Origin of the sequence: Cellulosimicrobium sp. JZ28 (assembly GCF_015327065.1) — a bacterium.
Classification (GTDB): Bacteria; Actinomycetota; Actinomycetes; order Actinomycetales; family Cellulomonadaceae; genus Cellulosimicrobium; species Cellulosimicrobium funkei.
In genome coordinates, this window is the sequence record NZ_CP017660.1 from 1,802,650 (window position 1) to 1,824,535 (window position 21,886).

Consider the following 21,886-nt stretch of genomic DNA (forward strand, 5'->3'; position numbering starts at 1 on the left):
CACCGCCCCGCCTGTGCCAGGCGGCGACGGCCCGGCGACGGGCCGACGACGAGCCGGCGACAGGCCGAGCGCTCAGTCCGCGCTGCCGCGCCAGGTGCGCCGCCGCGTCGCGCCCGGTGCCTCCTCGCGGTCGAGACGGGCCAGCAGCGCCGCGAGCGCCGCGGCGATCGGCTGCCCGGTCGCGTACTCGACGAACAGCCACTGCCCGGCCGGGTTGATCTCGAGGAACACGTAGTCGCCCTCGGGCGTGCGGCGCAGGTCGACCGCGCCGTACCAGAGACCGAGCACCTCCATGAGCCGCAGGAGCGCGGTGGCGACGTGCTCGGGGAGGTCGTGCACGGACGTCGGGCAGTGGTGGGTGTCGACGCGGAAGTCGTACGCGTACGCCGACTCCTCGGTGCGCAGCTCGGCCGCGAACAGCTGCGTGCCGACGATCGTCACGCGCACGTCCGACCCCGCGACGGCCTCCTGGAAGATGACCGGCGCGTACCGCACGCTCTCGATGAGCGCGAGGTCCGAGTCCCGCACGGGGCGGGTCTCGCGCCACGTCGCGGGCGTGCCGCTGAACGGCTTGAAGATCACGCGACCCGGTTCCCGGTGCAGGAACTCCCGGGCGCGGGCCGGGTCGTTCGTCATGCACGTGCGCGGCACGCGCAGCCCGAGACGCGCGGCGACCTGGAGCTGCCACATCTTGCGGGAGCCAGCCTCGTCGCGGTCCGGGTCGTTGACCCAGGTGGCGGGCAGGCACGACCACAGCCCGGAGACCGCCGCGGCGACCTCCCCGTGGGCGAAGCCGCGGTCCTGGGCGGAGCGCAGGTCGTCGTGCAGCGCGAACGGCTGCGGTCGGCGCCACCACACGGCGCGCAGCGTGGTGGTGTCCACCGCGCTCACGCCCTCGGCGCTCGTGTCGACCCAGTCGGCGCGCCACCCGGCGGCGTCCTGGGTCGAGGTCAGCGCCACGTCGCGGGGCGCGTGCCCCGTGTCGAGGAGCGCGTGGGGCGCGCCGAGCGCGTCCAGGTGGCGGACGACCTCCGTGGTGTGGAGGTCGTCCGCGTGCGACACGATGCCGATCATCGCGGGCTCCCGGTCCGGTCCGTGGGCGAGGTCGCCCGGGTCACTGCCCGGCCTGGAGGGTGGCGAGCGTCGCTTCGACGGCCTCGAGGGTCGCGCGCGCCTCGGCGACGGCCTCGACGAGGGCGCCGACGACGTCGTCCGCCTCGCCCGGACCGTCCTCGTCCACGAGCGACTCCGCGCCCTGGACGAACGGCCGCGCCCCGGCGAGCACGCCGGCCTGCACGAGCCGCCCGATCGCGGGGTTGACCACGGGGTCGAAGACGTCGCCGGGGTCGAAGATCCCCTCCTGGAGCGTGTCGCCGGGTCCGGAGCCGACGTCGCCCGCGATCCCGGTGCCGACGGGGTTGTCCGCGGCGAAGCGGGTGTCGCCCTGGAAGACCGAGTCGAGGGCGCGCGGCGTCCCGCCGTGGTCCCGGAGGAACGACGTCCCGATCTGGTCGGCGACCGTGTGCGAGTCGGCCTGCCGGATCGTCAGCACGTCGACGGCGCGCGCGGTGTCGGCGCCCAGGAGCGTGCCGACCTGGTCGGCGGCCTTGACGGTCGCGATGACGTCCTGCGCGAGGGACGTGAAACCGTCGTCGGCGGTCGCGGTGCGTGCCCCGTGGGGCAGGGCCTGGAGCGTCGGCGACACGGCACGGATGCCCGCGATCGCCGTGCCGAAGTTCGACCCGGTCCCGGCCGCGTTGCAGCCGCCGTTCGTGTGGACGCCGACGAGTTCGCCCGCGGGTCCGAGGATCCCGGACCCGGAGTTGCCGCCGAGCGTGTCGATGTCGTCGTACCGGATCTGGTTCGTCGTGACGACCGTCGCCGGGCCCGCTTCGACGCGCTTGGGCATCCCGGCGGGGTGGCCGATGATCGCCAGCATGTCGCCCACCGTCGGGTTGGCCGTGGCCACGGCCGTGAACCCGTAGGTGTTCCCCGGGGTGCCGCCCACACGCACGACGGCCATGTCGAGGCCGCCGAGCCGGTACTCCACGAGCGCGACGATCGGGAAGCTCTGCTCGGTGCGCAGGACGCCGGACGGGTCCACCTGGAAGAGCACGTTGATGTGCATGCTCGTCGCGATCTGCTGCGGCGTGAGGACCTGCATCGACCCGTTCTGCCGGGGCAGGACCCAGCCGTCGGCGCTCTGGTCGAACAGGTGGCCGCACGTGAGGACGAGGTCGGGCGCGATCAGGGTCCCGCTCCCCCAGCGCACGCCGTCGACGTTGCCGGGGTTGGTGAAGACGCCGCCGAGCCCCGCGTTCCACTGGACCTGCACGGCCTGCTTCTGGTGGGCGTCCACGTACGCGCGCGTGACGCCGAGCGTGCCGTCGTACTGCTCGACGGGCTGGGAGTCGTCGGTCGCGCCGCAGATGGACTCGAGCATCTCCGCGTACGTGGGCTCGTCGCCCGCGATGGACTCGAGCGTCAACGGGATGCGTTCGGGCAGCGGCGGGTAGAGCGCGTCGACGGTGTCGGGCGTCTGCGGCACCTCGCGCCGGCTCGGCTTCCGCGGTGCCGACTTCTTGCTTCCGGGCATGGGTTCCCCCTCGGTTCGGTCCCCCTGCACCTGGAGGGAGGCCCCTGCGCCCCGGCACGTACACCGTGCCTTTCTCGCGCCCGAGCACGGGACCGGCGACCGGATCCGGGGAGATCCGGTCGCCCGTCCCGTGCTCGCCGGTAGGTACTTCGGCGGTGCAGGAGGTGTCAGGTCAGCGGGGCGCTGCGACGTCCAGGACCCAGGTCACGCCGAAGCGGTCGGTGAGCATGCCGTACGCGGGCGCCCAGTCGGACGACGCGAGCGGCGCGACGACGGTCGAGCCGTCGACGAGCGCGTCCCAGTAGCCGCGGACCTCCTCGACGTCGTCGCCGCGCACGGACACGAAGAACGGCGCCTCGCCCGGGCTCCACGGCCGGTCGGCGGGGACGTCGTAGGCCATGACGCGGAACCCGCTCGGCGCGCTGACCTGGCCCCAGACGACGAGGTCGGCGGCCGCCGGGTCGGCCGTCTGGCCGAGGTCGCCGTACGTCGTGACGACGAGCTCGCCCCCGAACACGGACCGGTAGAGCTCGAGCGCGGCACGGGCGTCGCCGCGGAAGTTGAGGTGCGGGGTGGTCTGGACGGACATGGGCTCTCCTCGGGAGGCTCGTGGCCCGCGACGGTCGCCGGGGGCCGTGCGCCGGGCCGACGACCCGTGCGCACCCCACGACTCTCGCGCTCCATCAGGACGGATGGTGTCCGCATTCTTCGGGAGCATGGAGCCATGACCGAGACGTCGCGCCGCACCCTCCTGCTGCTCGCGCTGCTCCAGGCGCGCCCGGACCGCACGGGGCCCGAGCTCGCCGCGCGCCTCGGCGTCGACGCCCGCACGGTGCGGCGCGACGTCGACCGGCTGCGCGAGATGGGCTACCACGTCGTCGCGACGCGGGGACGCGTGGGCGGCTACCGTCTCGACGCGGGCGCCGAGCTCCCGCCGTTGCTGCTCGACGACGAGCAGGTCGTGGCCCTCACGGTCGCGCTGCGCACGATCACCGCGAGCGGCGTCGGCGACGACCTCGCGGAGGCCGCCGTCCGCGCGCTCACGACCGTGCGGCAGGTGCTCCCCGCGCGGCTGCGGCACCGCGTCGACGCGGTGGACGTCACGACCGTCGCCGCGGCACCCGGGCACCCCGCCGCGCAGGTCGACCTCGACGTCCTGCTCGCCGTGAGCGCGGCGGCCCGCCGCCGGGAGGTGCTGCGCTTCGACTACGCGCCCGCGGCGCCGGGAACGCCGCCCGACGCCCCACCCGGCACCGCGCTCCCCGACGACCCGCGCACCGCCCTGCCGCCGCGCCGCGCGGAGGTGCACCACGTCGTCGTGCGGGGCGGCTGCTGGTACGCGGTCGCGTGGGACCTCGACCGCGACGACTGGCGGACCTTCCGGCTCGATCGGATGACGCCGCGCACCCCGACGGGACCGCGGTTCGCGGCACGCGAGGTGCCGGGCGGGGACGTCGCCGCGTTCGTCGCCGCGCGCTTCGTCGGCGCTCTCCCGAGCACCGACCCGGGCGCAGGTCCGCAGACCCTCCGGGACGCCGGTAGCGCGGCGCCCCGCGGCTCGGGGGCGGCGCGGGCCCCGGGGACCCCGGCTCCGGGGTGGCCGTGCGAGGGCTGGGTCGAGCTCGCCGCCCCGGCGCGCGTGGTCGCACCGTTCGTCGAGGACGACGCGGTCGAGGCCGCGGGCCCGGAGCGCTGCCGGGTCCGGCTCGGGTCGTGGTCGTGGGTGGCGCTCGCGGCGCGCGTCGCGGCCTTCGACGCCGACGTGCTCGCCGCGGGCCCGGCCGAGCTCGTCGCCGCGTGCGGCGCCGTCGCCCGGCGCCTCGGCGCGGTCGCCGCGTCGTGACGGTCAGTCGGGCACGGCGCCACCGGTGAGGTTGACGATAGTCCCCGTCATCGCCGCGGCGCGGTCGGACGCGAGAAAGGCGGCGGCGTCGGCCACCTCCTGGACGGTCGGGAGCCGTCCCCGCAGCGTCCCCGCGGCGAGGGGGCCGTCGTCGAGCAGCTCCTGGACGGTCTGCCCGGCCGCGGCCGCGGCGGGCGCGAACAGCTCGCGCGTGTACGAGCCGTGGGCCGGCCCGTCGACGACCGCGTGGGGCCGCAGCCCGACGACGCGCACGCCGGCCGGGGCGAGCTCCGCCGCGAGGAGCCGGGTGAGCGTCTCCTTGCCCGCGGCGCTCACGCCGTGCCCGAGGATGCCCGGTACGACGAGCCGCGCGCCCGGCTCGGACAGGGTGAGGAGCACGCCGGGCCGGTCGCGCGCGAGGTAGGGGGCCACGGCCCGGCTCGTGAGGAACAGGCCGCGCAGGAAACCCTCGACCGGGCGCCAGAACTCCTCGAACGAGAGGTCCCCGAGCAGGGTGCCCTGGTCGTGGGGGACGCTCACCGCGTCGAGCACGACGTCGATCCCGCCCGCGGCCGCGGCGACGGCCGCGGCGTGGGCCTCGACCGCCCGCTCGTCGAGCACGTCGAGCCGCGCCGTCTCAGCACGACCGCCCGCCGCGGCGATGTCGCGCGCGACGGCATCGAGGTGGTCCTGCGTGCGGCCCGCGAGGAAGACGCGCGCGCCCTCCCGCGCGAAGGTCCGGGCCACGGCCCCGCCGATCGCGCCTCCGCCGCCGTAGACCACGGCGACCCTGTCCTCCAGCAGTCTGGTCATGTCGCCCTCCCGGTGCGTCCCGTCGAACGGGTCTCGACCCCGCCGGCGCGACCCGCGACCGGCGCTCATGATGCAACCTCAGGGTTGCACTTCGCCGAGGTTCAGCGCAACCCCCTGGTTGCATCCGGCTGACAGGGCGTGCGGGCGGCCCCCGCCGTAGCGTGGAGCGACCCGCCCCCGGCAGATCGGACCCGCCATGACCGCACCGGCACGCCACGACGTGCTCGTCCTCGGCGGCGGCAACGCCGGGCTCTCGCTCGCCGGGCGCCTGCGCCGCGACGGCTGCCCCGACGTCGCCGTTGTCGACCCGCGGACCACGCACCAGTACCGGCCGCTGCTCTCCTACGTCGCGTCGGGCATGGCGACCCTCGACGACCTCACCAGGCCGCAGGAGGACGTCGTGCCCGACGGCGTGCGCGTCTACCCCGACCGCGTCGTCGGCGTCGACCCCGAGCGCTCGCTCGTGCACCTCGCGGGCGGGCGCACCCTCGGCTACGGGGACCTCGCGGTCTGCCCGGGGTCGGAGGTCGACTGGGACGCGGTGCCCGGCGCCGAGCAGGCGATGGGCACGCCGTCCGCCGCGACGAGCTACCTGCCCGACCTCGCGCCGAAGACGTGGGAGCTGCTGTCGTCGCTCACCTCCGGCACGGTGGTGTTCGCGATCTCGGCGCGGCACGTGCCGTGCTTCCCCGTGGGCCTCAAGCCGCTGTTCGTCGCCGCCGACCACTGGCGCCGCACCGGCGTCCTCGACGCGATCCGGATCGAGCTCGCGGTCGAGTCGCCGCGCCTCGTCGACGACCCGCGCGCGGAGCCCGCGCTGCGCGCCGCCGCCCGGCGCTACGGCGTGCGGGTGCGCACCGCGACGTCGCTCGTGTCCGTCGACGCGACCCACCGCACCGTCCGGCTCCGCGGGCCGCACGGGACCGACGAGGTCTCCTACGACGCGCTCTACGTCGCACCGCCGCACCGCGCTCCGGCGTGGGTCGCCGCGAGCGGGCTCGCGACCTCGGAGAGCGACGGATTCGTCGCGGTGGACCCCGAGACGCTCCAGCACGTCGCGCACCCGCGCGTCTGGGGGCTCGGCGACGTCGCGGCGGTCGACGCGATGCCGTCGGGCGGCGCCCTGCGCCGGCAGGTGCCCGTCGTGGCGCGCAACATCCAGGCCCGACGGCGCGGCACCCCGATGCAGCGCTACGACGGCTACTCGGTCGCGCCCGTCACGACGTCGCGCGACCGGCTCCTCCTCGCGGAGTTCGACCGGGACCGGCGGCCCGACCCGGGCTTCGGCGTCGTCGACCTCGCGCGCCCGCGCCGCAGCCTGCTGCTGTTCGACCGCTACCTGCAGCCCACGATCTACTGGCGGCGGCTGCTCCAGGGCAAGGTGTCCTGACCCGCGGCACGCCGCAGCACGAAGAAGAACGGGCGGCCCATGCCGCGCGCCTCCATGCACCCGACGAGCGTGTCGTCGTCGACGGCGCGCAGCGCGTCCTCGACCGGGAGCGCGTCGTAGGTCATCGCCGCGGTCACCACGCCCCGGTGCACGACGGCGCGCACCCGCGCCCGGGGCGCACGCGTCCGGGTGAGCGGCAGGAGCGCCCGGAGCAGCCGGGCGACCGGCGGGCGGCGCAGCGCCGGGGCCGCCCGCAGCACGAGCGGGAGCGGCAGAAACGCGGGGTTGACGTCCACGAGGCCGCCGCCCGCGCCGTCGAACAGGAGGGGGTGCGCGTCGCCGCCGGGCTCGAACCGCTTGCCCGCCCAGCCCAGCGCCTCGAGCGCGCCGTCGAGCATGTGCCCCGTCGGCAGCCCCGACCCCCACCAGAGCCCCGGGAGCGACTCGCCGTCGACGGGCGCGAGGCCGTCGAAGAACGCGAGCGCCCCGGCCGTCGTCGTGCCGCGCGCGAGGTCGTCGAGCGTGCCGGACGGCGCGCGCACCTGCTGCGGGGCGTCAGGGTCGGCCATGCGTCGCTCCTCGGTCGTCCGGGCGGGACCGTCGTCCCGATCCTCGCGCGCGGCGCGGGACGACGCCCGTCGTACCGCCCCCGCGGTGACACACTGGTCCCCGTGCAGCGCGGCGACATCGAGACCGACCAGGACGCCGCGGCGCACGCGCTCGCCCGGAGCGTCGCGACGCTCCGTCGCGCGGCCGACCACGCGGACCGCTGGTGGTACCTCGCGAGCGGGCGCGAGCTCGACGGGCGGGCCTATGCGTGGGCGTGCGTGCCGCTCGCGGGCGAGGTGGTCGCCGTCCGACAGGTCGTGGGACTGGAGGACGGGTCCTGGCGCCGGTACGCGTACGACGAGGTCGTCGAGGACGACGCGGGGTTCCTCACGGACCAGCCGTTCGGCGACGACGACCTCGCCGGGACCGGCGACGTCCACCCGATCGACGCGGCGGAGTTCGCCGCCCTCTGGGCGCGCGCGGGGACCGCCAGGGCGTGAGCCCGCCCAGCGCCCGCCGTCAGGACGACGACGCCGGCGCGCCGTCCACGGTCTCGTGCCGCTTCTGTCGCGCGAACCGCGCGGGCAGGTCGGGGCCGTCCCAGACCTGGATCGCGCGCCAGATGGACGCCGCGATGGGCACGGCGAGCACGGCGCCCGTGAGGCCCGCGAGCACGGTGCCCGCGGTGAGGGCGACGAGGATGACGAGCGGGTGGAGGCGCAGCGTGCGGCCCATGACGACGGGCTGGAGCAGGTCGCCCTCGAGCTGGTTCACCGCGATGACGATCGCGACCACGATGAGCGCCTCGACCGGCCCGACGGCGACGAGCGCGACGAGCGCGCACAGGACGCCCGCGAGCGTGGCCCCCACGAGCGGGATGAACGCGAGCAGGAACACGAGCACGGACAGCGGGAGGACGAGCGGCACCCCGACGATCGCGAGGCCGATGCCGATCGCGACGGCGTCGACCGCGGCGACGATCGCCGTCCCGCGCACGTAGCCACCGAGCGTGCGGACCGTCGTCTCGCCGATGCGCTGCCCGCGCGCGTACCGGGCGCCCTCGAACGGCCGCAGCAGGAACTCCCAGATCGCCGGGCCGTCCTTGAGGAAGAAGAACAGCACGACGATCATCACGAAGAACCCGGCGACGAAGTCGACCGTCTGGGAGGCGCCCGCGAGCGCCCCGGCGCCGACCGCGTCGGACTGGAGCAGGCCGACGAGCGAGTCGCGCACCGACGCGATCTGCTCCTCGGTGATGTCGAACGGCAGGTTCTGCACGTAGGTCTGGAGCTCGTCGAAGCCCTCGACGGCCTGGTCGCGCAGCTCCGGCCACTGCTTGACGACCGCCGCCGCGACGAGCCACACCACCACGCCGAGCACGACGACGAGCGCGAGCAGCGCGACGACCGTCGCGAGGAACGACGGCACGCCCTTGCGCCGGAGCAGCCCGACGAGAGGCGAGATCGCCGCGGCGAGCACGAGCGCGATGAGGACCGGGATGACGATGAGCGTCAGCCGCGTCACCGCGAACACCGCGACGGCGACGAGGGCGACCAGGGCGAGCACCTGCACCGAGCGCGTGCCCGCGCGACCGAGTCCGTCCGACCAGAGCGCGGACGCTCCCGCCGGGCGCGCGGGCTCGACGACGTCGGCCCGGTTCGCGGCGGTGTCCGTCTCCCCGGCAGGGGTACGCTCCGCGACGGCGACCCGCTCCGCGGCGGGAGCCTCCTCGGCGCGCTCGTCCGCCCGCTTGCCCGACCGCCGTCTGCCCAGACCCATCCCGCTCCCTCTCTCGCCGCACGTGTGACGGCCAGGGTGCCACGATCGGGCGTCACCCGCCGGGTGCCGGGACCGGGCGCCCCGTAGGGTGCAGGCATGGCGTCCCGCATCAGCGAGCTGGTCCTCGACTGCACCGACCCGGAGCTGCTCGCCCGGTTCTGGTGCGACGTCCTCGGCTACGTCGAGCTCGACCGCGAGGACGGGTCGATCGAGATCGGCCCTGCTGACGTCGGGTTCGGCGGCCCGCAGCCGACCCTCATCCTCAGCCCGAGCACCGACCCACGCTCCGGCAAGCTCCCGCTGCACCTCGACGTCAACCCCACCGACCGCGACCAGGACGCCGAGCTCGAGCGGCTCCTCGCCCTCGGCGCGCGGCCCGCCGACGTCGGCCAGACGGGCGACGAGCCGTGGCACGTCCTCGCCGACCCCGAGGGGAACGTGTTCTGCCTGCTGCGCCGGCGCCTCGAACCCTGAGCCGTCAGGAGGGCTGCGGGGGTGACGGCACGGCGAGGTCCTGCGTGCCCACGACCCCGAGCAGCCGGATCCGGTCCGCCGCCTCCGTGCCCGGCGCCGCCGTGAGCACGAGGAGCACCTGGAGCTGGTCCTCCGTGGTGAGCGCCTGGCAGTCCACCTCGATCTCCCCCACCACCGGGTGCACGAGCGTCTTGTGGTCCACGAAGCGGCGCGCCACCTCCTGCCGGTCCCACAGCGCGACGAACTCCGGGCTCGTGCGCGACAGCACCCGCACGAGCTCGCCCGCGCGCGACGACGCGCCCAGCACCGCCACGGCCGAGCGCAGGCTCGCGACGAGCGCGCGGCCCTGCCGGTCCCGGTCGTCCGCCGGGTAGATCGCCCGCGCCGTCGCCGGGTGGGCGAACCACCGGTAGATCTCGCTGCGGTCCCACCCCGCGTACGCCGACGCGTCGCCGTAGAGCGCGCGCGCCAGGTCGTTCTGCGCGAGCGTCTGCGCGAGCGGGTCGAGGATCAGCGCCGGGGTGTCGTCCAGGCGGTCGAGCACCCGCTGCAGCGCGGGAGCCACGCGCCCGGGATCGGTCGCCCGGTCGGGCACCCCGTGCCCGGCGACCCGGTAGAGGTAGTCGCGCTCGTCGTCGGACAGGCGCAGGGCTCGCGCGATCGACGCGAGCATCTGCGTGCTCGGCTGCGGCCCGCGCTGCTGCTCGAGGCGCGTGTAGTAGTCCGTCGACATGAGCGCGAGCTGCGCCACCTCCTCGCGGCGCAGGCCCGGTGCCCGACGGCGCAGCCCGGCCGGGAGCCCCACGTCGCCCGGCTGCAGCGCCTCCCGGCGACGGCGGAGGAAGTCGGCGAGCGCGGCGCGGTCCATGCGCCCATGGTCCGGGGTGCGCGGCGCCCGTGCCAGGGATCGCCGGTCCCCCGTCCAGCGGACTCTGCCGCGCCGCGCGCACGGCGCCCAGGATCGAGGCATGGACATCACGAGCAGCACCGTCTTCATCCCCGGCGCGACGAGCGGCATCGGGCTGGCGCTCGCGGTCGCGCTGCACGAGCAGGGCAGCACCGTCGTCGTCGGCGGGCGCCGCACCGACCTCCTGGAGCGGATCGCCGTCGAGCACCCCGGCCTCGACACCGTACGCATCGACACCACGGACCCCGAGAGCATCGCCACGGCCGCGAAGGAGGTCCTCGACCGCCACCCCGACCTCGACACGCTCGTCACCATGGCCGGGATCATGCGCACCGAGGACTGGCACCACCCCGAGGGCTTCCTCGACATCGCGGAGCAGATCGTCACGACCAACGTGCTCGGCCCGATCCGGCTCGTCGGCGCGTTCGTCGAGCACCTGCAGACCCGGCCGCGCGCGACGATCGTCACCGTGTCGTCCGGGCTGGCGTTCGCGCCGCTCGCGGCCACGCCGACGTACGACGCCTCGAAGGCCGCGATCCACATGCTCAGCGAGGCGCTGCGGCTCCAGCTCGCCGACACGAGCGTCGACGTCGTCGAGCTCGTCCCGCCGTCCGTGGCGACGGATCTCATGCCGGGTCAGCGCGAGAGCGCGATCGCCATGCCGCTGGACGAGTTCGTCACCGAGGTCGTCGACCTGCTGCGCGCGCAGCCCGACGCGCACGAGATCCTCGTGGAGCGCGTGAAATTCCTCCGGTACGGCGAGGCGCGCGGCGACTACGACGACGTCGTGCGCACCCTCAACGCGTCCGACCCGCACGGTCGCTGAGCCGGCCGGGCCGGTGCGGCCGCCGCGGTCGGGCGGGCTCGGCACAGGGGGCTTCGGTCGGGCGGGGTCGGCGCAGGGGGCTCGGTCAGGCAGGCTCGGGGGCCGGGGCGAGGGTCGCGGCCAGGACCTGCCACGCGCCGTCCGCACGCACCCACAGACGCGTGTAGACCAGGCGCGCGGACAGCGCGGCCCCGTCCTGGACCGCGTCCACGGCGGCGACGAGCCGGGTCGTCCCGCTCGGGCCGTCCTCCTGGACGACGAGCGACTCCTCCTCGAGCCGCGTGATCCGCAGCGCGCCCGAGCGGTGGCTCGCGAGGTCGTCCTCCTTGGAGAAGACCGACCCGTCCGGACCGGCGCCGACGCACCGCGGGTGCAGCAGGGCGTGGAGCGCGGCGACGTCGCCCGCGCGCTGGGCGGCCTGGAGAGCGTGCTCGGCGGCAAGAAGGCTCATCGCGCGAGTCTATGCACGGGGTCGGCACGGGCGGCCGTCGGGCGCGGCGCCGTCGACGGGTCAGCGGCGGCGACGCGTCAGAAGAGCGGCCACGGGACGGCGGGCATGTCGCCCTCCGGTGCGGGGAACCGTGCCGTGCGCAGCAGCCGGTCGCAGCGCTCCGCGAGGGCGGCCACCTCGTCGGGCGCGAGGAGACCGCGCAGGCGGTGGGCGAGGTCGCCGTCGAGGCCCGCGCGCACGCGCTCGACGCCCGCGAGCTCGTCGTCGGCGAGGGGCTCGCCGAGCCAGCCCCAGAGCACGGTGCGGAGCTTGGGCTCGACGTGGAAGGTGACGCCGTGGTCGACGCCGAGGCGCCGCCCGTCCGCCAGCGGCAGCACGTGCCCGCCCTTGCGGTCGGCGTTGTTGACGACGGCGTCGAGCACCGCAATGCGCCGCAGCGCCGGCGAGTCCTCGTGCACGACGCTCACCGGGCGGTCGTCCTCGTCGACGCCCTCCAGCACCGTCCGCACGCCGTCACGCGGCACCTCGTCGGTGGGCACGACGTCGACCGGCGACTGCGCCGCGTCGACGTTCTGCCAGAGCTGCACCATGCCCGGGCCGAGCGGCCCGTCGCGGAGCCACGTGCGCGGCACGACTCCCCCGCCGAACACCTCCGAGACGAGGTACGCGGCGACCTCGCGGCCCGCGAGCGTGCCGTCCGGGAAGTCCCACAGCGGCTTCTCGCCCGCGACCGGCTTGTACACGACCGAGACGTCGCCCAGCCGCGCGAGGAACGTCGCGTTCGACGCGACACGGATCCGCCCGACGACGTCGAGCGGCGCCTCGGTGAAGGCGTCGTCGTGCGGGGTCGTCACGCCTCGCCGGGCAGCGCGCACTCGTGCCCGTCGGGGTCGACCGGCCGGCCGCACAGCGGGCACGGGGGGCGGCCCGCGCTCACGACGGCGCGCGTGCGCTGCGCGAACGCGCGGGCCGTCCCCACGGGCATCTTGACGAGGAGCGACTCGGCGGGCTCCGGCTCGTCCGCCTCGGGATCGAGGTCGTCGTCGTCCACGAGCGGGAACGCCTCGACGATGACCTGCGCCGTGCGCGGGTCCCAGGTCAGGCGCATCGCGCCCGTGCGGAACTCCTCCTCGACCGGGAGGTCCAGGGGGTCGTCGTCGACGAGCTCGGCCGGGACGTCGGCGGGGACGCTGTACCGGTTGTCGGGCTCCTCCATGAGCTCGTCCAGCAGGCGCTGGATCGTGTCCGCCAGGACCGCGGACTGCTCCTTCTCGAGCGCCACGCTCGTCGTCCGCGTGCCTTCGCGCGCCTGCAGGTAGAACGTGCGGGAGCCGGGCGACCCGACGGTCCCCACGACGACGCGGTCCGGCCAGTCGTACTCGTGGACGAGAGTGGGCATGACCTCACTCTACGAGCGCACGGCCCGTCCGCACGGGACGGCCACGGGTCGGACGTCGGCCCGGCTACCGCGCGGCGTCGGCCTGGCCCGGCCCGGCGCCCCCGCCCACCGGCGCGTCACCGGCAGGCGCGGCGCTGCGCAGCCAGGAGAGGTCGCCCGCGTCGGTGTTCATGGCGACGACCTCCGGGCGGTGCGGCCCGTACCGGACGACGGAGATCGACGCCGGGCCGACGACGATGCGCTGGAAGAGGTCCAGGTGCACCCCGAGCGCGTCGGCGAGCACGGACTTGATGACGTCGCCGTGCGAGACCGCCGCCCACACCGCGTCCGCACCGTGGCGGGCGGCGACCTCAGCGTCGTGCCGCCGGACCGCCTCGACGCCCCGGGCCTGCATCGCGGCCATCGACTCGCCGCCCGGGAAGACGGCCGCCGACGGCTGCGCCTGCACGACCGACCACAGCGGCTCCTGGGCGAGGTCCTTCAGCGCACGCCCCTGCCACTGCCCGTAGTCGCACTCGGTGATCCCGTGCTCGGTCAACGACTCCGGGTCGTCCGCCTGGTGATCGAGCAGGGCTCGCGCGGTCTGCCGGCACCGCTCCAGCGGGCTGGTGACGACCCGCGCGAGCGGCACGCCCGCGACGCGCTCGGCCGCCCGGGCCGCCTGGTCGCGCCCGACGGCGTCCAGCGCGACGCCGTCGGCCCGCCCGGCGAGGATGCCGCTCGCGTTCGCGGTGGTGCGGCCATGACGGACGAGCAGGACGGTCGGCATGCCCCGAGCGTAGGTGACCGACGCTCAGCCCGCGGCGGCGACGTCCGGGGGCGGTGGTACCTCGGCCTGGGTCGAGATCACCCGCGGGGCCAGCTGGTCGGGCAGGGGCGCCAGGCCCGGCCCGCCCGCGCGGATCCACGAGTGCAGGGCGGCGGTGAGCTCGTCGCCCGCCAGCTGCTCGAACCAGGCGGGGCCGGCGGCACGCGCGGCGGGCACCGGCCGCACCACGACGACGTCCCCGCGCTCGCACGCGTCGAGGCAGTCCACGACCGTCAGGCGCGCGTCCCCGCTCTCGGCGATCCGGCGCAGACGCTCGAGCTGCCCGCCCGGACGGGTGTCGGTCGCGGCCAGCGTCTCCCCCGCGCACAGCCCGCACGCCGTGATGCCGGGCACCGTGCGCCCTGGGCGGGGACGACGTCCCCGCTCGTCGGTGGGGGTCGTCTCGTCGGTCGAGGTCGTCGCCGTCACGCGTCGATGCCCTGGTGCCGCACCTGGTGGCGGGCCTGGTGGCGGACCGCCGTCGGTCCGTGCTCGCCGCGATGTCCCCGGGACGCCATGCCTGTCCTTCTTCCTGTCGTGCCGACGGGACCGACGCCCGCGAGCCATACCCCACAAGGGTATATCGGCCGAGGGAGGGCCCCACCCGCCGGGTGGGGCCCTCCTGCGGTCAGCCCACCCGGATGAAGGTGGGGTTGGACTGCCAGATCTCCCCGTACCGGACGGTCTTGCCCGGCGACGGAGCCTCGATCTGCTGGTTGTCCCCGACGTAGATGCCGATGTGCCCCGGGCTCCAGATCAGGTCACCGGGTTGCGCATGGTCTCGGGAGATCACCGTCCCCGCGTACCGCTGCTGCGACGAGGTCCGGGGCAGGTCGATGCCGACCTGGGCGTAGACGTAGGACGTGAAGCCGGAGCAGTCGAACCCGTCCGGGGTCGTCCCGCCCCAGAGGTACGGCACGCCGAGGTAGCGCGCCGCGATGCTGACCACGGCCGAGCCCGCCGCCGACGACGGCACCGCGACGGGAGCCGAGGCCTCCTCCGTGGCACCCTGCTCCGCCGAGGTGCTCGTCCGTTCCTCGCTGCGGGACGGATGCTCCTGGCGTTCCGGCTCCGGCTCGGGTTCCGGCTCCGGCTCCGGCTCCGGTGCGGGGGTGACTGTCACCGGTGCCTGCTCGATCGCGAACGACGCGTCGGCCGAGACGGTCACCGCCGGTGCGGCGCTGAGCGCCTGGCGGGCCTGCTCGGTCAGCGCGCTGAGATCGACCCCGGACACGGCCTGGGGCTCCGTGCTCGGCGCGGCGCTGGCAGGTGCCGCGAACCCCGAGACCAGCAGCCCCGACCCGGCGGCCAGGAGGACACCCTTACGGGCGGCGTTCGCCGTCCCCTCCTGCGCCGTGCGGGCTATCGAGGTCAGCGGCGTGATCGGTCGGTGGGACGCACGGTGGCGTCCCGGGTTTCTTGCGTTCATGGTGGTCTCCTTCGTGCCTACGGGGTGAGCTGTCGGGTTCGGGTCGGAGAGTGACCCGGTCGGACCGGTGGTTGCGGCCCGGCTTCACCCCAGAGCACCGCGGTGCTCGCGTGAGGTTCCCCCGCCGCTGTCGTGGTGGTCGATGGCGTGCTCCCGGAGCTGACAGGGCTCGGCACCCTCCGGGATCCCTCGCGGACCGTTCCGCGAGGAGCATGAGGCTGCGGGCGACGTCTCACCCGCGGTCGGCGCCGAGCGCCGCGTCCCAGCTCGCACCGAGGTCGCGGCTGGTGAACAGGCCGGTCTCCGTGGCGACGAGGATCCACGGCTGGTTGCCAGGGCTGTCGTCGGGCACGTAGGTCATGGCCTGCACGCCCTCGGGCGCGGTGCCGTGGCTGTCCCAGCTCTCGGTACCGGGCGTGCCGGTCCAGACGACCCCCCTGGCATCGAGCCCGATCAGCGCTCCGCCCCGCTCGTCGTCGACGAGCACGAGGGCGGGCGCCGCCCGGTCGGGGGCGAAGCTCCGGCCGCCGTCGCGGCTGAGCTGCAGACCGGTGGGCGTGGTCGCGACGACCGTGTCCGGGTCCGCGTCCAGGAGGTGCAGGTCGCGGGCCTCCACGGTCGCGCCCCGCGACCACGTCTCGCCCGAGTCGTCGCTGACCAGCACGGTCGAGGTCCCCGAGTCCAGCCCGACGACGCGGACGGTGCCGTCGCCGGTGCTCGCGGTGCTCAGGGCGTGGAAGTCGACCTCCCCGGTGAGGGAGACGGGATCCCACGTCGCGGCGCCGTCGGTGCTGCGGATCAGCCCGAGGTTGGGCTTCTCGAGCTCCGGCTGCTCCCCGGGCGCAGGGTGGCCCGAGGCGTACACGGTGCCGTCGACGGCGAGGGTCATGCCCATCGTGTCCTGGCGGCCCGTGCCGACCCGCTCGACCGGCCCGGGGTCGTCCTCGAACGGGTCGCCGAGGGTCCAGACCCCGGTGTGGGTGGCGATGAGGACGGAGTGGTCGTCGCCCACGACCTGGACGTCGTGCACGTGCCCGAAGTCGGGCAGGCCCTGGGACGCGAGCGTCGTCGCGTCGGGTGTCGGTGGTGGAGTCGGGGTGCAGGCGGCCAGCAGCAGCACGGATCCCGCTGCGGCCCACCCGGTCACCCGCCTCGTGAGGGCAGGGTTGAGCACGGTGTGAGGTCCTTCGGCCTGGGCCCGCGGGGCGCGCGCACGTCAGACGCGTGCGACAGCGCGCACGCCCCGCGGGGCGGGATCAGCTCGACGCGAGCAGGTCTTCCATGGTGGAGATCTCGGTCTGCTGGGTCTCGACGATCTCCTGCGCCATCGCGACCGCGTCCGCGTTCTCGCCCTCGTCGACCTGGGTCTGCGCCATCTCGACGGCACCCTCGTGGTGGACGATCATCTGCTCGAGGAACAGCTGCCCCGCCTCCGCGCCCTGCGCGGCGTCCAGGGCCTGCATGTCCTCCTCGCTCATCATCCCGTCCATGGACCCGTGGCCCATCGCCTCGTGGTCCATCGCGCCGGACTCCTCCATCGGGGAGCCCCACTCCTCGAGCCACGTGGTCAGCTGCTCGATCTCCGGACCCTGGGCGTCCTTGATCTGGTTCGCCAGGTCCGTGACCTCAGGGTCGACGCCCTCCTTGGCCAGGATGACGTCGGACATCTCGATCGCCTGCTCGTGGTGCGGGATCATCATCTGGGCGAACATCACGTCCTGGTCGTTGAACGTGCCGCCCTCCGCCGTGCCGTCCTGCTCCTCGGCCCCGGTCGTGACGGACGACGGCGCCGCCCCGCTCCCGGGCTCGTCGTCGGTCGAGCACGCCGCCAGGCTCGCGACGGTCACCAGCGCGATCGCCGGCACCAGCACACTCTTGAACTTCATGGGACAGACCTCTCGTCTCGGTACTCAGGAACCACACGCGCCCCGGTGCGGGGCGTATCGGTCGACGCAGGGCGCGTCGACGGCGTGCGGCTCCTACGTCCGAGAGATGCCGAGAAGGTGCAGCGACGGCGCGAGGCCGACGAAGGGCTGAGCGCGCCCCGGTTCGACGAGGCGGGACCAGACGGGGGTGAGGCGTGCCAGGAGGCCGCGCCCGGGGCGCACGAGGGCGAGCAGCACGACCAGCACCATGAGGCACATGGCCGACGCCATCTCGTGCCCGCCGCAGTCGAGGCAGCCGCCCTGCTCGTGGTGCCCGGGGCCGTCGTCGGCCACCGGAGTGTTCGTAGGGTGGCTCGTCTCGGCGATGACCGCCGCAGGCCCGACGTGGGCCGTCGACGACCCGCTCATCGCGTGCATCGTCACGACGCCCAGGAGCAGCGCAGCGATCAGCAGGGCACCCGAAAGCCCTCGCCGGCGCCCGGCGAGCAGCGAACGGAGTGCGGCCATGAGGTGCATGTCGCCGCCACCATAGCAAGCGGCCATCGCGTCCGGTCACGGCACGACGAGAAGAGGGACCGGCAGGTGCCGGTCCCTCTTCGTGTGTCGGGCTGACAGGATTTGAACCTGCGACCCCTTGACCCCCAGTCAAGTGCGCTACCAAGCTGCGCCACAGCCCGTGGCTGGATCACCGAGCCAGATCCGACCGGATCGGACCCCGTGAAGCCTCGGATACTCTACCCCATCCGTGACGCCTCCAGCGCACCGTTTGCCCCGGTCGGGGCTGTGCGGTCGGTCTCGCCGGAGGTCGCTGCGGCGTCCCGCTCCCCCGTCGGCAGGTGCGCGCGCCACGCGCTCGCCACGATCACCAGGCAGACCGCGGCGATGACCAGGCCGCCGAGGAACATCTGCGCGTACGTCCACCGCACGGACAGCGCGGCGAGCGCCACGGGTACGCAGAAACCGATGTACGTGAGCGAGTAGTAGACGGCCGTCAGGCCGGCGAGGTCGTCGGGCGTCGCGATGCGCTGGATCTCGCTGAGCCCGGCGACGAGTGCGAGCCCGTAGCCGGCCCCGAGGACCATGGCGGCGACGAGCGCCGTCGGGAGGTCGAGCCGCGCTGAGGCGTAGGCGCCGAAGCCCATGCCGACGACGACGATGGACATCGCCACGACGGACGCCCGCGCGCTGTGCCGGGTGTCGATGAGGCGGCCGAGCACCTGGATGCCGACCCCGCAGCCGAGGCCGAGCACGGTCATGAGCCCGGAGAACGCGATGGGCGCGCTGCCCGCGCTGGCGGACACGAGGCCGGGCAGCACGGCGTAGGCGCTGCCGGCGCACCCGAACACCCAGGGCGCCACGGGCACGACGACGCGCAGGAACCGCCGGTGCGCGACCGCCGGCACGCGCAGGTCGTCGCGCAGCCGGCCCCTGGTCCCGCCGTCGGGCACGACGCGCGTCTCCGGGACGCCCAGCAGCCAGACGCCGGTCGCGACGGCGAGCGCCGCGTGCAGCAGGTAGGCGGTGTGCGTGGGCCACGGCGCCCACTGCGCGAGCACCGCCGCGACGCCGGCCCCGACGAGGAAGCCCAGCGTGAGGGCGAGGCCGGCGCGGCGGGCGCCGGAGCCGCCGTCGGGCACGCCGGACGCACGGGCGGTCGCGTCGCTGAGCTCCTTGACCCAGGTGGTGCCGACGGCCATGACGAGGCCCAGCGCGACGCCGCACAGGACGCGCCCTGTCGCGAGCAGCGCGGCGGACGACTCCCCCGCCGCGAGCACGAGCGACCCGGCCAGCGCGATCGGCGCCGCGGGCAGGAGCAGCGGGCGGCGCCCGTACCGGTCGGAGAGCGGCCCGCCGAGCAGGAGCGCGGGGACGATCCCGAGCACGTAGGCGGCGAGCAGCGCGTCGACGGTCACCGCGGAGAAGTGCCCGACCTCCCGGTACATGACGAGCAGGGGCGTGAACTCGTTGCCGCCCCACGCGACGGCGAACATCACCGCCGCGACGGCGAGCCACGCCCGCGGTCCGACGGCGGCGCTCGCCCCCGGCGCGGAGGCCTCGCTCGTGGGGTCCGAGGCAGCCGCGCTCACAGGCCGGCCCTCGCGTCCTCGAGGTGGCGCTGGACGCGGCGCTTGTAGGTGCGGGTGTCGCGCACCTCGAGCGCGTCGACGAGCGCACGGTGCCCGGCGACGAACGTCGTCGCACGGCCCGGGTCCCACCGGACGCTGTGCGCGACCATCCGTTGCTGACGCTCGCGCAGGCTCACGAAGAACGTGGTGAGCAGCGCGTTGCCCCCGGCCGCGACGATCTCCTGGTGGAACCGCGCGTCGAGCGTCGCGTACTCCGCGACGTCCCCGTCAGCGACGGCGGCCTCCTGAGCCGTGACGAGGTCGCGCAGGAGCGCGACGAGGGTGGCGAGCTCGGTGTCGGGCAGGCGGACGACGGACTGGGCGGCGTGCGTCTCGACGAGCAGGCGGGCGTCGAGGACGTCGTCGGCCTCGCCGGGCGCGACCGGCACGACGAGCGCGCCGCGCTTCGGGTAGAGCCGGAGCAGGCCCTCGGCCTCCAGGCGCAGGAACGCCTCCCGGACCGGCGTGCGGCTCACGCCGAGCTGTTCGGCGATCTCGCCCTCGCTCGTCATGGACCCGCCGGGCAGCCTCCCGTCGAGGACGATGGACTTCACGTGCCGGTACGCCTGTTCCGTGGCAGAAGCGCTGGTGGTGCGTGGCATAGATACATGATGCATCTATCGTGTGCACGACATCGACCGCAACCGCTCTCCGGGGCCGTGCGGTTCGACACACCGAGCGCGGAACCCTCAAGTGATAGTTGACGCCGCCCGTTACTTACAGTTTCGGCGAAACTGTAAGTAAGGTGACGTCATGGAAGCAGTTCAGGCGCTCGCTGTCCCAGCGGTAGCTCACGTGAGCCACTACTGGACAGCAGAGAACGACGGCCTCTCGACGCGTGCGCAGGTGGCGGCTGGCTCGGGACCCTACGAGTCCACCATCCCGACCGCCATCGCGGACTACTCCCCCGTACTGACGCCGCAGCAGTCCGCCGACGCCGAGGAAGCAGCCGCCGCTCTCGCACGCTTCGACTCGTACGCCAGCGCGACGCTCGGGCCGGACAACCCCACCCTGGGTCCGATGTCCTCGATCCTGCTGCGCACCGAGTCCGCTTCCTCGTCGCAGATCGAGAACCTCACGGTCGGCGCCAAGCAGCTCGCGCTCGCCGAGATCGACCAGACGACGAGCACCAACGCACGCACCGTCGTCGCGAACGTCCGGGCCATGCAAGCCGCCATCAACCTCGCCGACCGGCTCGACGAGGCCTCGATCCTCACGATGCACCGCGAGCTCCTCGCCGGGCAGCCCGGATGGGAGGAGCACGCGGGGCGCTACCGAGGCACTCTGGTCTGGGTCGGCTCGTCGAGCATCAGCCCGAGAGGCGCGACCCACGTCGGGCCCCAGCCCGAGCTCGTCCCTGGAGCGATGGCGGACCTGATGGCCTTCGTCCGCCGGGAGGACCTTCCCGTCCTCGTCCAGACCGCCGTCGCGCACGCGCAGCTCGAGACGATCCACCCGTTCACGGACGGCAACGGTCGCACCGGCCGGGCCCTCGTGCACGCCATGCTGCGCTCGAAGGGCCTCACGCGGAACACCATCGCCCCGGTCTCCGCGGGCCTCCTCATCGACACCGAGGCCTACTTCGACGCGCTCACCGCGTTCCGCGCCGGTGACGCCTGGCCGATCGTCGAGCAGCTCTCCCGCGCGAGCCGGTTCGCCGCGACGGCCGGAGCGCGGCTCGTCGACGACCTCGCAGGACAGGTCGCCACAGCGCGGGAACAGCTTTCCGGGCTGCGGCCCCAGGCCTCCGCCTGGAGCGTCGTGCCGCACCTCGTGGCCCATCCGGTGATCAACGCGGCGTTCCTCCGCGACCACCTCGGGTTCAGTGACGTCACCGCCCAGCGAGCGCTGAGCCAGCTCGCCGATGCGGGTGTCCTCCGCGAGCGCAGCGGCCTCCGTCGCAACCGGGTCTGGCAGCACGAGGGGATCCTCGCCGTCCTCGACCTGTTCGCCCAGCGGATCCGGCGCAGCTGACGACGCCTGGAGGTCCCGGCGGGTGCCGACTACGTCAGCTCGTCCGTCCCGAGGCCCTCCGACGGCCCCGTGCCGTCCCGCAGCGCCGCGTCGAGCCGTCGGACCAGCTCGCCGACGCGACCGCCGCCGCCCGGCGCGGGCGGGTAGCGACGCAGCACGGCGATGACCTCGGGCGTCGCGAGCGCCCGCGCGGTGTCGAGCCACCTGCTCTCGACGCTCTCGTCGGACCCGTCCCCGCCCGCGGCGAGCGCGGCGGCGTGCGCCGCGTGGGCGGCGGAGCCGAGGACGTGCTTGACCTGGTGGGCGTCGGCGATCGGGTGCAGGTACGCGGCGCCGGCCGCCGCCATCGCGGCCCGGGCGGCCTCGGCGGCGGCGGGGTCGCCCGCCTCCTTCGCCGCGCGCAGGGCCGCCCAGGCGGTGTCGCGCAGCGCCTTGCCGCGCGCGCCGCCGTCGGCGAACGCGCGGGCCGCGTCGACCGCCTCGCGGGGGCGTGCGTCGTCGGGCCGGACCGCCTCGACGAGCTCCAGCGCCGGCTCCGCGCACCGGGCCGCGTACCCGGTGACCGCCCGCAGGTCCTCGATGCTCAGCTCGACCGCAGCCGCCGTCGTCGTCACCGCTCGCTCCTCGCTCTCGCGC

General features: G+C 75.0%; 25 protein-coding genes, 1 tRNA gene and 1 riboswitch. Of the genes, 6 read left to right on the forward strand and 20 right to left on the reverse strand.

Annotated features, from left to right (window positions below; genetic code table 11):
• Nucleotides 1–72 precede the first annotated feature (72 nt).
• The 3 genes from BJP59_RS08300 to BJP59_RS08310 all read right to left on the reverse strand — a co-directional run bounded on the left by BJP59_RS08300 (nucleotide 73) and on the right by BJP59_RS08310 (nucleotide 3,185).
• Nucleotides 73–1,074: an MvdC/MvdD family ATP grasp protein gene (locus BJP59_RS08300; RefSeq protein ID WP_061268456.1), complete on the reverse strand. Its 1,002-nt coding sequence runs from the start codon at nucleotides 1,072–1,074 to the stop codon at nucleotides 73–75.
• 40 nt (nucleotides 1,075–1,114) lie between these two features.
• Entirely contained in the window at nucleotides 1,115–2,596 is a 1,482-nt protein-coding gene (locus BJP59_RS08305) for a trypsin-like serine peptidase (protein ID WP_194522686.1), read from the reverse strand.
• Nucleotides 2,597–2,768: 172 nt separating this feature from the next.
• Nucleotides 2,769–3,185, reverse strand: a complete 417-nt coding sequence (locus BJP59_RS08310; RefSeq protein WP_194522687.1) for a VOC family protein — start codon at nucleotides 3,183–3,185, stop codon at nucleotides 2,769–2,771.
• A gap of 135 nt (nucleotides 3,186–3,320) precedes the next feature.
• Between BJP59_RS08310 and BJP59_RS08315 the strand changes: the two genes are divergently transcribed.
• A complete protein-coding gene (locus BJP59_RS08315; RefSeq protein ID WP_194522688.1) occupies nucleotides 3,321–4,439 on the forward strand; it encodes a helix-turn-helix transcriptional regulator in 1,119 nt (372 codons plus the stop codon).
• 3 nt (nucleotides 4,440–4,442) lie between these two features.
• Here BJP59_RS08315 and BJP59_RS08320 read toward each other — a convergent pair whose 3' ends face one another.
• Nucleotides 4,443–5,252 (reverse strand): SDR family NAD(P)-dependent oxidoreductase, encoded by an 810-nt coding sequence (locus tag BJP59_RS08320; RefSeq protein WP_194522689.1) that lies wholly within the window; start codon nucleotides 5,250–5,252, stop codon nucleotides 4,443–4,445.
• Nucleotides 5,253–5,448: 196 nt separating this feature from the next.
• Here BJP59_RS08320 and BJP59_RS08325 point away from each other — a divergent pair, with 196 nt between their 5' ends.
• Nucleotides 5,449–6,642, forward strand: a complete 1,194-nt coding sequence (locus tag BJP59_RS08325) for an NAD(P)/FAD-dependent oxidoreductase (RefSeq protein WP_194522690.1) — start codon at nucleotides 5,449–5,451, stop codon at nucleotides 6,640–6,642.
• Here the strand turns inward: BJP59_RS08325 and BJP59_RS08330 are convergent.
• Nucleotides 6,606–7,211: a DUF4334 domain-containing protein gene (locus BJP59_RS08330; RefSeq protein WP_194522691.1), complete on the reverse strand. Its 606-nt coding sequence runs from the start codon at nucleotides 7,209–7,211 to the stop codon at nucleotides 6,606–6,608. The two genes, BJP59_RS08325 and BJP59_RS08330, sit on opposite strands and share 37 nt — an antisense overlap.
• A 102-nt stretch (nucleotides 7,212–7,313) precedes the next feature.
• On the opposite strand from BJP59_RS08330, the gene BJP59_RS08335 reads away from it, so the two are divergent.
• Complete coding sequence (locus BJP59_RS08335) at nucleotides 7,314–7,691, forward strand: hypothetical protein (protein ID WP_194522692.1); 378 nt, start codon at nucleotides 7,314–7,316, stop codon at nucleotides 7,689–7,691.
• Between the two features lie 19 nt (nucleotides 7,692–7,710).
• Here BJP59_RS08335 and BJP59_RS08340 read toward each other — a convergent pair whose 3' ends face one another.
• Nucleotides 7,711–8,970: an AI-2E family transporter gene (locus BJP59_RS08340; RefSeq protein ID WP_194522693.1), complete on the reverse strand. Its 1,260-nt coding sequence runs from the start codon at nucleotides 8,968–8,970 to the stop codon at nucleotides 7,711–7,713.
• 96 nt (nucleotides 8,971–9,066) lie between these two features.
• Here BJP59_RS08340 and BJP59_RS08345 point away from each other — a divergent pair, with 96 nt between their 5' ends.
• Nucleotides 9,067–9,444: a VOC family protein gene (locus BJP59_RS08345; protein WP_194522694.1), complete on the forward strand. Its 378-nt coding sequence runs from the start codon at nucleotides 9,067–9,069 to the stop codon at nucleotides 9,442–9,444.
• Nucleotides 9,445–9,448: 4 nt separating this feature from the next.
• Here BJP59_RS08345 and BJP59_RS08350 read toward each other — a convergent pair whose 3' ends face one another.
• Nucleotides 9,449–10,312 carry a helix-turn-helix transcriptional regulator gene (locus BJP59_RS08350; RefSeq protein WP_194522695.1) on the reverse strand — a complete coding sequence of 288 codons (864 nt, stop codon included), beginning with the start codon at nucleotides 10,310–10,312 and terminating at the stop codon, nucleotides 9,449–9,451.
• A 100-nt stretch (nucleotides 10,313–10,412) separates the two neighbouring features.
• Between BJP59_RS08350 and BJP59_RS08355 the strand changes: the two genes are divergently transcribed.
• Nucleotides 10,413–11,177, forward strand: coding sequence for an SDR family oxidoreductase (locus tag BJP59_RS08355; protein ID WP_194522696.1), 765 nt, complete (start codon nucleotides 10,413–10,415; stop codon nucleotides 11,175–11,177).
• An 85-nt stretch (nucleotides 11,178–11,262) separates the two neighbouring features.
• On the opposite strand, the gene BJP59_RS08360 is transcribed toward BJP59_RS08355, so the two are convergent.
• From BJP59_RS08360 to BJP59_RS08415, 12 genes are all read right to left on the reverse strand, one after another.
• Nucleotides 11,263–11,628, reverse strand: coding sequence for a nuclear transport factor 2 family protein (locus BJP59_RS08360; protein WP_194522697.1), 366 nt, complete (start codon nucleotides 11,626–11,628; stop codon nucleotides 11,263–11,265).
• A gap of 77 nt (nucleotides 11,629–11,705) precedes the next feature.
• Nucleotides 11,706–12,482, reverse strand: coding sequence for an SCO1664 family protein (locus BJP59_RS08365; RefSeq protein WP_194522698.1), 777 nt, complete (start codon nucleotides 12,480–12,482; stop codon nucleotides 11,706–11,708).
• Complete coding sequence (locus BJP59_RS08370) at nucleotides 12,479–13,027, reverse strand: DUF3090 domain-containing protein (RefSeq protein ID WP_163187561.1); 549 nt, start codon at nucleotides 13,025–13,027, stop codon at nucleotides 12,479–12,481. The genes BJP59_RS08365 and BJP59_RS08370 overlap by 4 nt, the downstream gene beginning before the upstream one ends.
• Nucleotides 13,028–13,091: 64 nt before the next feature.
• The gene (locus BJP59_RS08375) at nucleotides 13,092–13,796 is read right to left on the reverse strand and encodes a histidine phosphatase family protein (protein ID WP_076404816.1); all 705 of its coding nucleotides are present in this window, start codon (nucleotides 13,794–13,796) and stop codon (nucleotides 13,092–13,094) included.
• A gap of 24 nt (nucleotides 13,797–13,820) precedes the next feature.
• On the reverse strand, nucleotides 13,821–14,264 hold the full coding sequence (locus tag BJP59_RS08380; protein ID WP_228485344.1) for a hypothetical protein: 444 nt from the start codon (nucleotides 14,262–14,264) through the stop codon (nucleotides 13,821–13,823).
• Nucleotides 14,265–14,463: 199 nt separating this feature from the next.
• A complete protein-coding gene (locus BJP59_RS08385; protein ID WP_194522699.1) occupies nucleotides 14,464–15,264 on the reverse strand; it encodes a C40 family peptidase in 801 nt (266 codons plus the stop codon).
• A riboswitch (cyclic di-AMP (ydaO/yuaA leader) is annotated at nucleotides 15,264–15,422 on the reverse strand. Its footprint overlaps the gene before it by 1 nt.
• A 74-nt stretch (nucleotides 15,423–15,496) precedes the next feature.
• Nucleotides 15,497–16,438 carry a F510_1955 family glycosylhydrolase gene (locus BJP59_RS08390; protein ID WP_194522700.1) on the reverse strand — a complete coding sequence of 314 codons (942 nt, stop codon included), beginning with the start codon at nucleotides 16,436–16,438 and terminating at the stop codon, nucleotides 15,497–15,499.
• 82 nt (nucleotides 16,439–16,520) lie between these two features.
• Nucleotides 16,521–17,150, reverse strand: a complete 630-nt coding sequence (locus BJP59_RS08395; RefSeq protein ID WP_194522701.1) for a DUF305 domain-containing protein — start codon at nucleotides 17,148–17,150, stop codon at nucleotides 16,521–16,523.
• A gap of 93 nt (nucleotides 17,151–17,243) precedes the next feature.
• Nucleotides 17,244–17,657 (reverse strand): DUF6153 family protein, encoded by a 414-nt coding sequence (locus BJP59_RS08400; protein WP_194522702.1) that lies wholly within the window; start codon nucleotides 17,655–17,657, stop codon nucleotides 17,244–17,246.
• Between the two features lie 96 nt (nucleotides 17,658–17,753).
• A tRNA-Pro gene (locus BJP59_RS08405) sits at nucleotides 17,754–17,827 on the reverse strand.
• A 57-nt stretch (nucleotides 17,828–17,884) separates the two neighbouring features.
• On the reverse strand, nucleotides 17,885–19,237 hold the full coding sequence (locus BJP59_RS08410) for an MFS transporter (RefSeq protein WP_228485345.1): 1,353 nt from the start codon (nucleotides 19,235–19,237) through the stop codon (nucleotides 17,885–17,887).
• Entirely contained in the window at nucleotides 19,234–19,878 is a 645-nt protein-coding gene (locus BJP59_RS08415) for a GntR family transcriptional regulator (protein ID WP_086150464.1), read from the reverse strand. The genes BJP59_RS08410 and BJP59_RS08415 overlap by 4 nt, the downstream gene beginning before the upstream one ends.
• A 151-nt stretch (nucleotides 19,879–20,029) precedes the next feature.
• Here BJP59_RS08415 and BJP59_RS08420 point away from each other — a divergent pair, with 151 nt between their 5' ends.
• On the forward strand, nucleotides 20,030–21,250 hold the full coding sequence (locus BJP59_RS08420) for a Fic family protein (protein ID WP_194522703.1): 1,221 nt from the start codon (nucleotides 20,030–20,032) through the stop codon (nucleotides 21,248–21,250).
• Between the two features lie 29 nt (nucleotides 21,251–21,279).
• Here the strand turns inward: BJP59_RS08420 and BJP59_RS08425 are convergent, their stop codons facing one another.
• Nucleotides 21,280–21,864 carry a putative immunity protein gene (locus tag BJP59_RS08425; RefSeq protein ID WP_194522704.1) on the reverse strand — a complete coding sequence of 195 codons (585 nt, stop codon included), beginning with the start codon at nucleotides 21,862–21,864 and terminating at the stop codon, nucleotides 21,280–21,282.
• Nucleotides 21,865–21,886: the final 22 nt, after the last annotated feature.